This is a genomic window from Streptomyces sp., from assembly GCF_019510245.1.
Lineage (GTDB): Bacteria > Actinomycetota > Actinomycetes > Streptomycetales > Streptomycetaceae > Streptomyces.
Genome location: NZ_JAEKKT010000144.1, coordinates 111,717 through 124,210 on the forward strand (window position 1 = coordinate 111,717; position 12,494 = coordinate 124,210).

Consider the following 12,494-nt stretch of genomic DNA (forward strand, 5'->3'; position numbering starts at 1 on the left):
CCGTGCGTTATGTTCTGGCCATGTCCGCAACGGAGAGCGCTTCGCCCCCTGGCCGGCCCGCGGCCCAGGGGGCGGCCCCGCCGCCGGTTCCCGGGCGGGACCCGCGTGTGCAGTGGGTGCCGACCCTCGCGGTGATCGTCATCGGCATCCTGACGGTCCGCCCCATGGGCTTCAGCGGCTGGAGCCTGGCCGTCGCCGTCCTCTACACGATCAACTCTGCGGCGCTGCTGGCCCGGCACCTGCCGGAGCACAGGGTGCCCCGGCATCTCGCCCTCCTCTGGCCGACCCTCGGCGTCGTCGCGGCGGCCGCCCTGATCGGTGCCGGCCGCAGCGGACCGGGCTATCTGTTCGCCTTCTTCCTCGCCGGTCACATCGGATACCGGCTGGAGACCCGGCCGGCCCTCGTGCTCGCGGGGATCTGCAGTCTGCTCTGCGGTGGTGTCCTGTACTTCGGCCTCGGGCCGGGGCACGACGTGCTGCCCTGGGCAGTCGGTCTCGCCACCGGCGCCCCGGTCCTGATCGGCATCGTCAACCGCAGCCGGCGGCGGGCCGTGGTGGCGGCGATCGCGGCGGCCGAGTCGGCCGAACGCGCCGCCCGCGCCGAGGCCCGGACCGCCGTACTGACCGAACGCAGCCGGATCGCCCGGGACGTGCACGACGTGCTGGCGCACTCGCTCGCCGGCATCAACATGCAGCTGGAACTCGCCGACGCCCTGATCGACACGGGTGACCTCGAGAAGGTCCGGGAGGCCAACGACAAAGCCCACGGCCTGGTCAGAGAGAGCCTGAAGCAGGCGCAGTGGACCGTGCAGGCCCTGCGCGAGGATGCGCTGCCGCTCCTGGAGAGCCTTGCCGCGATGCTCGAATCGTCGGGCCACCACGACGTGCTCACCGTCACCGGGACCGTCCGGGATGTGCCGCCTCCGGTGACGCAGAACCTGCTGCGGATCGCCCAGGAGGCGTTGACCAACGCCACCCGGCACGCTCCCGGGGGCGATGCCGCCGCAGAGCTGGAGTTCGCCGGCTCCTCGGTGACACTGAGGATCCGCAACCGCCCCGCCACGCGTGCGGTGATGGCGGGGGCCGGCAGCGGGATGGGGTTGATCGGCATGCGCGAACGCGTCGCCCTGCTGGGCGGCACCGTCACCGCGGGCCCGGTCACCGAGGGACCGGACCAGGGCGGCTGGAAAGTGGAGGCAGTGATCCCGGGATGAGTGAACCGACCGAAAAGCCGCAGCGGTTGAGGGTGGTCGTCGCCGACGACCAGGCCGCCGTCCGGGAGCCGCTGGCCGCCGTGCTCGGGCTGTCCGAGGGCATCGACGTCGTCGCCGCGGCGGCCGACGGCGGCGAGGTACTGGCGGCTGTCGCCGCCGGGCCGGTGGACGTCGTGCTGATGGACCTGCGCATGCCCGTGATGGACGGGATCGAGGCGACCCGACGGCTGGGCGAGGAGTACCCGGAGGTCGCGGTGGTCGTGCTGACCACATTCGCCGACGACGACTCGATCCTGGGCGCGCTGAGCGCCGGGGCCCGCGGCTACCTCACCAAGAACGCGGGACGCCAGGACATCACCCGGGCGATCCGGGCCGCCGCCGCCGGCCAGTCCGTGCTCGACCGCGAGGTGCAGGACCGGCTGCTCGCCGCCGTGAGGACCAAGGCGCCGGCACCCGTGCAGGGTCTGCCCGAGGACCTCACTCCCCGGGAACGCGAAGTGCTCACGCTGATCGGCCAGGGCCTGCCCAACCGGGGCATCGCCGAGAAGCTCTTCATCAGCGAGGCCACGGTCAAGACCCATATCAACAACCTGTTCGCCAAGGCGGGGATCCGCGACCGGGCCGACGCCATCCGCCGCGCCATCGAGGCGGGCCTGACCTGACCTCCCCGCCGCAGAAGCCACGACGTCCCGAACGGCATCCGTCCCGCTGCCGCGCGCGATGAGGTGAGGCGGGTTGCCACCGAGCGCGTTCACTGTCCGGTGAGCGGGAGAGCGAGGACTCCGCGGTCGTGTCCGACGATCAGGTCGGGACCCGTGGTGGCCAGGCAGGTGAGCGCCACGTCCAGGGCCAGGTGCTCCACCGCGCCGGTCGCCGGTTCCCACCGCCGCAGTCGGTGACCGTGCCGGGTGCCGGTGACCAGGACGGTGCGGCCGCCGTGCAGCGTGCCGGCGGTGATGACCGGCAGGCCGGCGGTGCCGGTGGAGTAGGGCAGCTCGCCGATCGGGGCACCGGTGGCCAGGTCCCACAGGATGACCGTGCCGCGGTTGTCTCCCGTGGCCAGCACGGCGCGGCCGGGTGCGGGCGCAGCCGCCACCGCTGCCACCCGGTGGTCGGCGCCGGCGAGGGCAGGTGCACTCAGCTGCACGGCCGCGCCCCGCTCCCAGGGGTCGTCGACGGCCGGATCCCACACGTGGACGCGGCCCGCGGTGTCCGAGGCCGCGATCAGGGTGTGGCCGGCGGCGATCGGGACGGCGGCGATCGACTGGATCGGACTGCCGTAGGGGTTGAGGCGCCCAACGCACTCACCGGTGTCCGGATCCCACAGCCGGACCGCGCCCCGGGGCGTGGCGGTGACGAGCAGGGTACGGCCGTCGGGGACGGTCGCGGTACACATTCCGGTCACCCCGCCGGGCCGGTCGCCGGCCGGTTCGCGGAGCGGCCGCCCGGTGGCGGGGTCCCACAACGCGATCGTCCCGGCGTCGTCTCCGCTCGCCAGCAGGACGCGGCCGTCGGGCAGGGGCAGGGACGTCATCGAGCGGACACGGTCAGGATGTCCTGGCAGCGGGTCGTGGACGAGTCGGCCGTCGGCCGCGTCCCACAGGCGCACCACGCCGCTCGCCCCGGCACCGGCGACGAGCGTCGGCCGGCCGGGGCGTGACACCACCGCCAGTGCGTCGACTCCCCCGGACGAGCCGGGCGCGGACTCGGAGAACACCGATATGCGGCCCCAGGGCGTGCCGTCGGCCGCGAGCACCGCGTTCCCGTCCTGCCGGAACCGGGTCGCGGCTTCCCCCGTACGTCCGGCCGCCGCCGACTCCGTCGTGGTCGCCGGCCCGCCGGAGTCCGTCCACGCATCCGCCCGATGCCGTGCGGGGCGCGCCCCGTGCGGGTTCTCCGCCAGGCCGTCGGCGATCGTCCACGTCCGCTCGCAGTCCCAGCAGCGGAAGTGCCCGGTGAGCGCCATCAGTTGACGGGCGAACTCCTCTGCGGCCCCTTGCGGGGTGCCCCTGACCGCGACCATGCCGGCGACCAGGCACAGGACGGCCTGCCCCGGAATCCCGGGCGACACCCCTGCCACCGCGACGTCGCGTGCCACCCGCAGGAAGGGCTCCCAGCCCTCCCCCAGTGCGTCCTCCCGCAGCGCCGCGGCGAACTCCCCCCAGGGATGCCCTGTCTGCCGGACCGGGGCGGGATCAGGAAGCCCCGGAGCCCGGGAGGGCGGACGCGCCGGGTCCGCGAAGAACCCGGGGATCTCGGTGTCACTCCCGCACCCGGGACACACCAGCAGGAGGCCGCTCTCGCGGGGATCGAGGAGCCGGTTCAGCGCCTCGCCCGTGTGGTGGCCGGCGAAGGCCGCACAGGAGAGCACGAGGCGGGCACAGACCTGCGCGGGTACACCGGCGGCGAGGAGACTCCGGGCGGCCGCCCGCTCGGCCAGACGCAGCGCGGCACCGAACCCGGCCTCGAGATCGGCCGGGACGGGGGGCAGGTGATCGGCGGTCACGATGCATCCCAGGTCCACCCAGAAGTCCGCGGTCTGCCCCGGAGGCAGGGCCGCCACCGCCTCGACGAGATGCGGCAGTGCGGCGTACGCTCCGTCGGCGACGACTCCGTCGTCCATCAGACCGCCGGTCAGGGACGTCCAGGTCTGCCGCCACGCCTCGCCGCTCCCGGCGGCAGCCGCACCGCCCTCGAGGGCAGCCGCAGCAGCCAACTGCTCCAGGAGTACTTCCACCTCGTCGGCCTTCACACCGTCAAGTTCCCGCCAACGGGGGCTGTGCAAGGGCAGTTTCGGAATCATGGAAGGAGTTTCGCAGTCAGCACTGACAACCGGGGACCGGGTCGGGTGTCCGGGCATGCCCTCGGCGTATGTGCGGACGGTCGGCGAGGGTGGCGCGGCTACCATCCCGGTCATGCCCGATGAACTGCGAAACGCTGGTCCGGCCAGCGAAGTCGCGGCGACGAACGGGCGGTTGACCGATCCCGGATGGCTGGTGCACGGCGACCCGGAGCTGGTTCTCGCGGGCCTGGACGGCGCTTCCGGGCAGGAGGAGGTGCTGGCGGCCGCGGTGTACCGGGCGTCAGGGCATGTGCACCGTGACGCCGGTGCGGGGGTGCGGCGGCAGGTACTGGCGCTGGACGCCGCCAGGCACGGGAACCAGGACCTGGCGAGAGGCATCGCCCGGGTCGCGGTCCGCCAGGAGACGGACGACCCCTGGGCGGTGCGGTGGGCCACCGGCAGCGGCTTGGACTCCCGGCTGCGGTGTGCGCTGCCGGTGCCGGCCGCGGTCGGCGTGCTGGCGACCGTGGTCGTGGACGGCCGTGGTGTCGCTGTCGCCGGTTGCGAGGACGGCACGTTGCACAGGTGGGATCTGGCCACGGGCGGCCGGCTCGGCTCGGCCGGGTCCGCTCACGCCGGCGCCGTGCACGCTCTCGCGACAGCGGTACTGGACGGTCGTCCCGTCCTCGCGACAGCGGTACTGGACGGTCGTCCCGTCGCGGTCACCGGCGGCCCCGGCAGAACCGTCCGGGTGTGGGACCTGGCGGGGGGAGAGCTGGTCGGTGCGTGCTCCGCGGGCGCTGACTCCTGGGTGAAATCGCTGGCCACGGGGGTGGTCGGGGGTCGGCCGGCGGTGGTCGGCGCCTGCGTGGACGACGTGGTGAGGGTGTGGGATCTGGCCACCCTCTCCCGGCACGGGGAGTTGCCGACCCTTCACACCGGCTTCGTGTCCGCGCTGGCGACGGCGGTGCTGGACGGTCGTCCCGTCGTTGTCACCAGCCACTCCGGGGAACTCGCGGCGACGGACCTGATCACGGGCGAGGAAACCGTCCGGGTGTGGGACCTGACCACAGGACGGGAGCTCGGTGCCCTGGGCGACCGTTCCGAGGAGTCTTCCGTCTCCGTCGACCAGGCGGACGACCGGACGGCGGAAGGGGGCGTTGACAGCGACGAGGGAGCAAGGCTGTGCGTCAGCCTGGACCTCAACGCCACGGCACACTTTCTGGTGACGGACCCCGCGTCCGAGTGCCCGCTGGCCGTCAGCGCCAACGCCTACGAGGTGCACGTCTGGAACCTGGCGACGCGCGAGCAGGTCGGGGCGCCCGTCGCGGCCATGTCCGTCGAGACCGCGGCCATGAGCCTGCTCGACGACCGCCCCGCCGCCCTCGTCGCCTCCGCCGACGGGCCGGTCGAGGTGTGGGACCTGTCCACCGCCCGGCATCTGCGTCCGCCGCTGACGGGTCACGAGGCGGCCGTACGGGGTGTGGCGACGGCGGTGGTCGACGGGCGCCACCTCGCGGTCACCGGCGGCGCCGACAGATCGGTCCGGATCTGGGACCTCGACGGTGAGAGGAAGACGGGCGACCCGCTGACCGGTCATGCCGGCTCCGTGGTGGGGGTCGCCACGGCCGTCGTGGACGGCAGGGGCGTCGTCGTCACCGGCGGCTCGGACTCGAACGTGCGGTTCTGGGACCTCGACGGCAAGGGACAGCTCGGTGAGCCGCTGACCGGCCATGCGCCCGCCGTGGACCTGCTGGCCGTGGGGACGGTGGACGGACGGCCCACCCTCCTCACGCGCGGCGGCGGACACGGGACGGTGCGGATGTGGGACCTGAGCAGCCGGGAAGAGCTGCACGGACGGTCGACCGGCGAATACACCAGCCCGTTCATCAAGTTCTTCGCGGCAGTCGACGGCCGCTTCGTCGGTGTGACCGAGGAAGGCCGCGTCTGGGACCTGACCGCGAGCCGATGGACGGGGGTGCAGCCGCAGCAACGCGGCGCCCTGGCCCTGGCGACGCTGGGAGACCGCAGCGTCGTTCTCACCGGCCACCGGGCCGAGGCCGTCCATCTGTGGGACCTGGCCACCGGCGAACTGCTGGCACCGCCGCTGACCGGACACACCGGTCGGGTGGCTGCCGGGGCGACCGGCACGCTGGACGGTCGCCCCGTCGTCGTCGCGGGCGGCGGCCGAACCGTGTGGATGTGGGACGCGAGCACCGGGCGGCAGACCGGTACGTACGCCTTTCCCTCCCGTGTCAGGGGACTGGCGGTCGCGCCCGACGGGCGGCTGGTGGTCGGTTTCGGCGCGGACATGGCGGTCCTCGCCCCGCGCCGCTGACACAGAAGAAGGGCCCCCGCAGGCTCTCGCCTGCGAAGACCCTTCGCACCGTCGGGACGACAGGATTTGAACCTGCGACCCCTTGACCCCCAGTCAAGTGCGCTACCAAGCTGCGCCACGTCCCGGTGCCCGTCTGACCTGGGGTTTCCCTGGCCCTAACGTGCAGGGAAACAATACCGCACTCGACTCGGTGGTCGTGCACGCATTTCGTCCGGGGCGGGCGGCCGCTTGACCTCAAGTTTGGTTGAGGTCGCAGGATCCCCGGCATGACGACCACCGAGGAACAGACACGCGGTCCTGCCGGTCTGCCGGCCCTGATGAGCCTGATGAGCCTGATGACCGGCGACGAGAAGCACGGACCGGCCGCGACCTCCACGCTCGACGTGCTGTGGGTGCTCTACGACCGGGTGCTCAGGGTCGCCCCGGACCGGATCGACGACCCGGCCCGGGACCGGTTCCTGCTGAGCAAGGGACACGGACCGATGGCGTACTACGCGGTGCTCGCCGCCAAGGGCTTCGTCCCGGTGTCGTGGCTGCCGGGCTTCGGCTCCTACGACTCCCCCCTCGGCCACCACCCCGACCGCACCCTCGTCCCGGGCGTCGAGATCGGCAGCGGTTCCCTGGGGCACGGGCTGCCGATCGCGGTGGGGACGGCTCTCGGGCTGCGTCTGCAGGGGCTGGACGAGCCCCGGGTGTGGGTGCTGACCGGGGACGCCGAGCTGGACGAGGGCAGCAATCACGAGGCGATCGCCTTCGCCGGGCCCGCCGGTCTGGAGCGGCTGCACACCGTCGTCGTCGACAACTCCTCCGCCCGGCACGCCCGGCCGGGCGGGATCAGCGCGCGCTTCGAGGCCGCCGGCTGGTCGGCGGTGACCGTCGACGGACGTGACCACGAGGCGCTGTACGAGGCGTTCACCGCCCCGCATCCGGGCCGCCCGCACGTGGTGGTGGCCCGTGTCGAGCCCAAGTCCCTCTGACCGGCCGTTTGGCACTTCGCACAGGAAGGGCACTCACCTCCATGGACACCATGCGTGACCGTTTCGTCCCCGTCGTCTCCCGGCTCCTCGACGAGGATCCGCGGGTCGTGGTCGTCCTCGCCGAGATCGGCGCGGCGACCCTGGAGGAGACACGCCGGCGTCACCCCGACCGGGTGATCAACGTCGGCATCCGCGAGCAGCTGCTGGTCGGGGCGGCGGCCGGGCTGGCGCTGACCGGGCTGCGGCCGGTGGTGCACACGTTCGCCAGTTTTCTCGTCGAGCGGCCCTTCGAGCAGGTCAAGCTGGACCTCGGCCACCAGGACGCGGGCGCGGTGCTGGTCAGCGCGGCCGCCTCCTTCGACTGGCCGGCCGGCGGCTACACGCACATGGCGCCCGGCGACGTGGCGCTGCTCGACACCCTCGACGGCTGGACCGTGCATGTGCCGGGGCACCCGGACGAGGCGGAGAGCCTGCTGCGGCACGCGGTGGCCGCGGGCGACGACAAGGTGTACGTGCGCCTCTCCGCGCAGGCCAACCGGGAACCGCTTCCGGTCGACGGGCAGCATGTCCGTACCGTCCGTGAGGGCCGCTCCGGTGTGGTCGTCGCCGTCGGCCCGATGCTGGACGCCGTCCTGGACGCCACCGGGGGCCTGGACGTCACGGTCCTGTACGCGACGACGGTACGGCCCTTCGACGCCGCCGCGCTGCGCCGCGCCACGGAGTCGGCGGGGACGGACGTCGTGCTGGTCGAGCCGTATCTGGCGGGGACGTCCACGCCCGCCGTGAGCGGGGCGCTCGCCGAGGTGCCGCACCGGGTGCTCGGGCTGGGCGTGGGACGGCGCGAGCTGCGGCGCTACGGAACGGTCGAGGAGCATGTGGCCGCGCACGGGCTGGACGCGGGGAGCCTGCGGGAGCGGATCACCGCCTTCGTCGGGGCAGCGGCCCGCGGGTGATCAGCCTTCCTCGCCGGGCAGCCCCAGCTCCGGGTAGGAGTCCAGGAGCTGGGGCGGGGCCGCCTGCCGCCAGGAGTCGGCGAGGATGTCGCGCAGCTCCCCCTCGCCCTCCAGGGCGGCGAGCCGGACCCGGACCCACGCGAACTGGGCCTCGTGACCGGCGATCCAGAACTTGCCGGGCTCGGCGAGCACCAGTTCGTCGCGCTCCTCCTTGGGGCAGCGCACGGCGATGGAGGTCTCGTCCTCGGGCAGCGTGGCGAACATCTTCCCGGCGACCCGGAACGTGGGCATGCTCCAGGCGGTCTTCTCGCTGGTGTCCGGCAGGGACAGGGCGACACGGCGTACGTCTTCGGCGTCCGGCATGCCCCGAACCGTAGCCCCTGCCACTGACAGTCACCCGGCCGCGGCGTGCACGTGCTTGTAGTAGAGGGTCGTCGGGCGCAGTACGCCGGTGGGGTCGAGGGCGTGGTCGGGGATGACCCCGGCGCGGGTCCAGCCGGCCGAGCGGTAGAGGTGCTCCGCGGGGCTGTCCGTCTCGGTGTCCAGATGGAGCAGGGTGATCCCGGCGGCGGCCGCGGCCTCCTCGGCGTCGGCCAGCAGCCCGCGTCCGATGCCCTGGCCCCGCGCGTCGCGGCGGACCATCAGCTTCACCGGCTCGGCGCGGTGCGGGCTGTTCGGTTTGCCGGGGTGGGGGAAGGCGAGGCCCACCGTGCCGACGGTCCGGCCGGCGTCGTCCAGCGCGGCCCAGACGGCCAGCTGCCCGGCGGCCACGGCGGTGGCCCGCTCCCGCCACCAGGCGGCGGCCCGCTCCCGCCCGAAGGGGGCGAGGAGCCGACGGACGCCCCGCCGTTCACGGTGTCGACCAGCAGCTCGGCCAACTCCCCCACGCGCTGCGACAGTTGCTCTTCCTCCAGACGCAGTGTTCTCACGGCCGCACCACCGCCAGCACGTACCGCGTCTGCGCCGGTCCCGCGCACCGGAACCGGGTCGGCCCCCACACCCGCAAGCGCAGGCAGTCCCCGGCGCCCAGGAGGTGCTCGGCCCCCTCCGCGGTCACGGCCAGGCTCCCGTCGAGCACCCAGATGTGCTGTTCCAGGCCGGGCAGCGGCGGACGGTCGTAATGGAACGCCCGCATCAAGGAAGGCTCACAGCCCCGCCGCCTCGCTCAGGGCGTCGAGCACCGGGCGGATCAGCGGATGGGCCTCGGCTCCGCGTCGTACGGCCGCGAAGACCCGGCGGGTCGGGGCGACGCCGTCGACGGGGCGCACGACCACGCCGGTCAGGTCCGTGCCGCGCAGCGCGGAACGCGGGACGAGGGCCACGCCCGCGTCGGCCGCGGCCAGGGCCACCACGGCCCGGAAGTCGTCGGAGGAGTGTTCGAGGCGGGGCTGGAAGCCGGCGCTCTCGCAGGCCAGGACGACCACGTCGTGGCAGGGGTTGCCGGGGTACGGGCCGATCCAGGTGTCCTTGGCCAGCTCGGCGAGGGGGACCTCGCAGGCCTCGGCCAGCCGGTGGTGGAGCGGCACGACGGCGTCGAACGGCTCGGCGTACAGCGGCACGTGGGTGAGCCGGGGGTCGTCGGCGGGCGGCGCCCCTCGATACTCCACGGCGACCGCGACGTCGACCTGCCGGTCCAGGACCATCGGGAGGCTGGCGTCGCCCTCGGCGTCCTGGACGCGGATACGGATGCCGGGGGCGGTGCGGGCGAGGTGGGCCAGGGCCGGCGCGACCACCTGGGCGATGCCGGTGGCGAAGGCGGCGACGGTGACCGTGCCGGCCTCGCCGGAGCCGTACGCGGCCAGCTCGGCCTCGGCCCGCTCCAGCTGGGCGAGGACCGCGTTGGTGTGGGCGAGCAGGATCTCGCCGGCCGCGGTCAGCCGCACGCCCTTGGCGCTGCGCTCGACCAGGCGGTGGCCGGTCTCCTGTTCGAGGGCCGTCAGCTGCTGGGAGACGGCCGAGGGGGTCAGATAGAGCGCGGCGGCAGCCGCCGTCACCGTGCGGTGGTCGGCCACCGCACGGAGGATGTGGAGCCGCCGCGCTTCGATCATGAGGTTGATTATCGCAACATGTCGGAGCCACCCGGAGCGCCGGCTCCGTTCAGCCCGCCGGTGCGGTTCGGGCCGCCGATGCCGTTGTTCAGCCCGCCAGCTCCGCGCGGGCCGCGACGAAGGCGTCCACCGCGCGGTTGACGTCGTCCGTGGAATGGGCCGCGGACAGCTGGACGCGGATCCGGGCCTGCCCCTGCGGGACCACCGGATAGGAGAAGCCGATCACGTACACGCCCCGCTCCAGCAGCAGCTCGGCCATCCGGCCCGCCTGCGCCGCGTCGCCGATCATCACGGGGGCGATGGCGTGGTCGCCGGGGAGGATGTCGAAGCCCTCCTCGGTCATCCGGCGGCGGAACAGCGCGGTGTTCTCCGCGAGCCGGACCCGCAGGTCGTCCGCCGCCTCCAGCAGGTCGAGGACCTTCAGCGAGGCGGCCGCGATCACCGGGGCGAGGGTGTTGGAGAAGAGGTAGGGGCGTGAGCGCTTGCGGAGCAGGGCGACGATCTCGGCGCGGGCCGCGACGTAGCCGCCGGAGGCGCCGCCGAGGGCCTTGCCGAGGGTGCCGGTGATGATGTCGACGCGGTCCATCACACCGTGCAGCTCGGGGGTGCCGCGGCCGGACGGGCCGACGAAGCCGACGGCGTGCGAGTCGTCGACCATGACCATCGCGTCGTAGCGGTCGGCGAGGTCGCAGATCTCGCGCAGCGGGGCCAGGTAGCCGTCCATGGAGAACACGCCGTCGGTGACGACCAGCCGGCGCCGCGCGCCCTGCGCCTCCTTCAGCTGCCGTTCCAGGTCGGCCAGGTCGCGGTTGGCGTAGCGGAAGCGGCGGGCCTTGGAGAGGCGGATGCCGTCGATGATCGACGCGTGGTTGAGGGCGTCCGAGATCACCGCGTCCTCCTCGCCGAGGAGGGTCTCGAAGACACCGCCGTTGGCGTCGAAGCAGGAGGAGTAGAGGATCGTGTCCTCCTGGCCGAGGAACGCCGACAGGCGGGCCTCCAGCTCCTTGTGGACCTCCTGGGTGCCGCAGATGAAGCGGACGGAGGCCATGCCGTAGCCCCAGCGGTCCAGGGCCTGGTGGGCGGCGGCGATCACGTCGGGGTGGTCGGCGAGACCGAGGTAGTTGTTGGCGCAGAAGTTGAGGACCTCGCCGGGGCGGCCGCCCGCGGTGACGGCGACGGTCGCGGACTGCGGGGTGCCGATCACGCGCTCGGGCTTGTGCAGGCCGGCGGCGCGGATCTCGTCGAGGGTGGCGCGCAGGTCGTCGCGCACGGAGTCGAACATGCCAGAAGCTCCCAGGGGATGACGCGAGGAATTACACGGTCCAGTCGAGGATGACCTTGCCGCCGCGGCCGCTCGCCGCGTCGGCGAAGGCCGCCTCGAAGTCGCGGTAGCCGTAGCGGCCGGTGATCACGGGGGCGAGGTCGAGTCCGCCTTCCAGGAGAACCGACATCGCGTACCAGGTCTCGAACATCTCACGGCCGTAGATGCCCTTGATGGTGATCATCGAGGTGACGATCCGGGCCCAGTCGACGGGGAACTCCGCGGCGGGCAGGCCGAGTACGGCGATACGGCCGCCGTGCGTCATGTTGGCGATCATGTCGCGCATGGCCTCGGGGCGGCCGGACATCTCCAGGCCGACGTCGAAGCCCTCGCGCAGCCCCAGCTCCCGCTGTCCGTCGGCGATCCCGGCCTGCGTCACGTTCAGGGCGAGGCTCACGCCGATCTTGCGGGCGAGGTCGAGGCGCTCCTCGCTGACGTCGGTGATAACGACGTGCCGGGCACCGGCGTGCCGGGCCACGGCGGCGGCCATGAGACCGATCGGCCCCGCGCCGGTGATCAGGACGTCCTCGCCGACCAGCGGGAAGGACAGTGCGGTGTGCACGGCGTTGCCGAACGGGTCGAAGATCGCGGCCACGTCGAGGTCGACGGGGACCCGGTGCACCCAGACGTTGCCGGCGGGCAGCGCGACGTACTCGGCGAACGCGCCGTCCCGGCCGACGCCGAGGCCCACCGTGGCCCGGCACAGGTGGCGCCGCCCGGCCTGGCAGTTGCGGCACTTGCCGCAGACGAGGTGGCCCTCGCCGCTGACGCGGTCGCCCGCCTTGATGTCGGTGACGTCCCGGCCGGTCGCCACGACCTCGCCGACGAACTCGTGCCCGACCACGAGCGGGGTGGTGATGG

10 protein-coding genes, 1 tRNA gene and 2 pseudogenes are annotated in these 12,494 nt (G+C 73.4%); 5 read left to right on the plus strand and 8 right to left on the minus strand.

Features of this window, described 5'->3' with window-relative positions:
- Window positions 1-2 precede the first annotated feature (2 nt).
- Window positions 3-1,214, plus strand: coding sequence for a histidine kinase (locus JF597_RS24870; protein ID WP_293998767.1), 1,212 nt, complete (start codon window positions 3-5; stop codon window positions 1,212-1,214).
- On the plus strand, window positions 1,211-1,876 hold the full coding sequence (locus JF597_RS24875; protein ID WP_293998770.1) for a response regulator transcription factor: 666 nt from the start codon (window positions 1,211-1,213) through the stop codon (window positions 1,874-1,876). The genes JF597_RS24870 and JF597_RS24875 overlap by 4 nt, the downstream gene beginning before the upstream one ends.
- Window positions 1,877-1,965: 89 nt before the next feature.
- Here JF597_RS24875 and JF597_RS24880 read toward each other — a convergent pair whose 3' ends face one another.
- Complete coding sequence (locus JF597_RS24880) at window positions 1,966-3,966, minus strand: PQQ-binding-like beta-propeller repeat protein (protein ID WP_293998773.1); 2,001 nt, start codon at window positions 3,964-3,966, stop codon at window positions 1,966-1,968.
- A 163-nt stretch (window positions 3,967-4,129) separates the two neighbouring features.
- Between JF597_RS24880 and JF597_RS24885 the strand changes: the two genes are divergently transcribed.
- A complete protein-coding gene (locus JF597_RS24885; protein ID WP_293998776.1) occupies window positions 4,130-6,334 on the plus strand; it encodes a hypothetical protein in 2,205 nt (734 codons plus the stop codon).
- 51 nt (window positions 6,335-6,385) lie between these two features.
- On the opposite strand, the gene JF597_RS24890 is transcribed toward JF597_RS24885, so the two are convergent.
- Window positions 6,386-6,459, minus strand: a tRNA-Pro gene (locus JF597_RS24890).
- A gap of 141 nt (window positions 6,460-6,600) precedes the next feature.
- Between JF597_RS24890 and JF597_RS24895 the strand changes: the two genes are divergently transcribed.
- The gene (locus JF597_RS24895) at window positions 6,601-7,311 is read left to right on the plus strand and encodes a transketolase (RefSeq protein WP_293998779.1); all 711 of its coding nucleotides are present in this window, start codon (window positions 6,601-6,603) and stop codon (window positions 7,309-7,311) included.
- A 41-nt stretch (window positions 7,312-7,352) separates the two neighbouring features.
- Window positions 7,353-8,264, plus strand: coding sequence for a transketolase (locus tag JF597_RS24900; RefSeq protein WP_293998782.1), 912 nt, complete (start codon window positions 7,353-7,355; stop codon window positions 8,262-8,264).
- Here JF597_RS24900 and JF597_RS24905 read toward each other — a convergent pair whose 3' ends face one another.
- The 6 genes and pseudogenes from JF597_RS24905 to tdh all read right to left on the minus strand — a co-directional run.
- Complete coding sequence (locus JF597_RS24905; RefSeq protein ID WP_293998784.1) at window positions 8,265-8,627, minus strand: MmcQ/YjbR family DNA-binding protein; 363 nt, start codon at window positions 8,625-8,627, stop codon at window positions 8,265-8,267. It lies immediately after the preceding gene.
- 30 nt (window positions 8,628-8,657) lie between these two features.
- Window positions 8,658-9,193, minus strand: a pseudogene (locus JF597_RS24910) (GNAT family N-acetyltransferase).
- Window positions 9,190-9,384, minus strand: a pseudogene (locus JF597_RS24915) (cupin domain-containing protein); the annotation flags it as partial. The pseudogenes JF597_RS24910 and JF597_RS24915, both read right to left, overlap by 4 nt.
- A gap of 25 nt (window positions 9,385-9,409) precedes the next feature.
- On the minus strand, window positions 9,410-10,312 hold the full coding sequence (locus tag JF597_RS24920; protein ID WP_293998786.1) for a LysR family transcriptional regulator: 903 nt from the start codon (window positions 10,310-10,312) through the stop codon (window positions 9,410-9,412).
- Window positions 10,313-10,400: 88 nt separating this feature from the next.
- Window positions 10,401-11,594 carry a glycine C-acetyltransferase gene (locus JF597_RS24925; RefSeq protein WP_293998789.1) on the minus strand — a complete coding sequence of 398 codons (1,194 nt, stop codon included), beginning with the start codon at window positions 11,592-11,594 and terminating at the stop codon, window positions 10,401-10,403.
- A gap of 31 nt (window positions 11,595-11,625) precedes the next feature.
- The coding region (gene tdh, locus JF597_RS24930; protein WP_293998792.1) for an L-threonine 3-dehydrogenase at window positions 11,626-12,494 on the minus strand (869 nt) is incomplete at its 5' end.

What these genes read in the sequence shown, in the direction of transcription:
- JF597_RS24875 (WP_293998770.1), top strand. Translation starts at nt 1,211, where the DNA reads ATGAGTGAACCGACCGAAAAGCCGCAGCGGTTGAGGGTGGTCGTCGCC.
- JF597_RS24885 (WP_293998776.1), top strand. Translation starts at nt 4,130, where the DNA reads ATGCCCGATGAACTGCGAAACGCTGGTCCGGCCAGCGAAGTCGCGGCG.
- JF597_RS24895 (WP_293998779.1), top strand. Translation starts at nt 6,601, where the DNA reads ATGACGACCACCGAGGAACAGACACGCGGTCCTGCCGGTCTGCCGGCC.
- JF597_RS24900 (WP_293998782.1), top strand. Translation starts at nt 7,353, where the DNA reads ATGGACACCATGCGTGACCGTTTCGTCCCCGTCGTCTCCCGGCTCCTC.
- JF597_RS24905 (WP_293998784.1), bottom strand. Translation starts at nt 8,627, where the DNA reads ATGCCGGACGCCGAAGACGTACGCCGTGTCGCCCTGTCCCTGCCGGAC.
- JF597_RS24920 (WP_293998786.1), bottom strand. Translation starts at nt 10,312, where the DNA reads ATGATCGAAGCGCGGCGGCTCCACATCCTCCGTGCGGTGGCCGACCAC.
- JF597_RS24925 (WP_293998789.1), bottom strand. Translation starts at nt 11,594, where the DNA reads ATGTTCGACTCCGTGCGCGACGACCTGCGCGCCACCCTCGACGAGATC.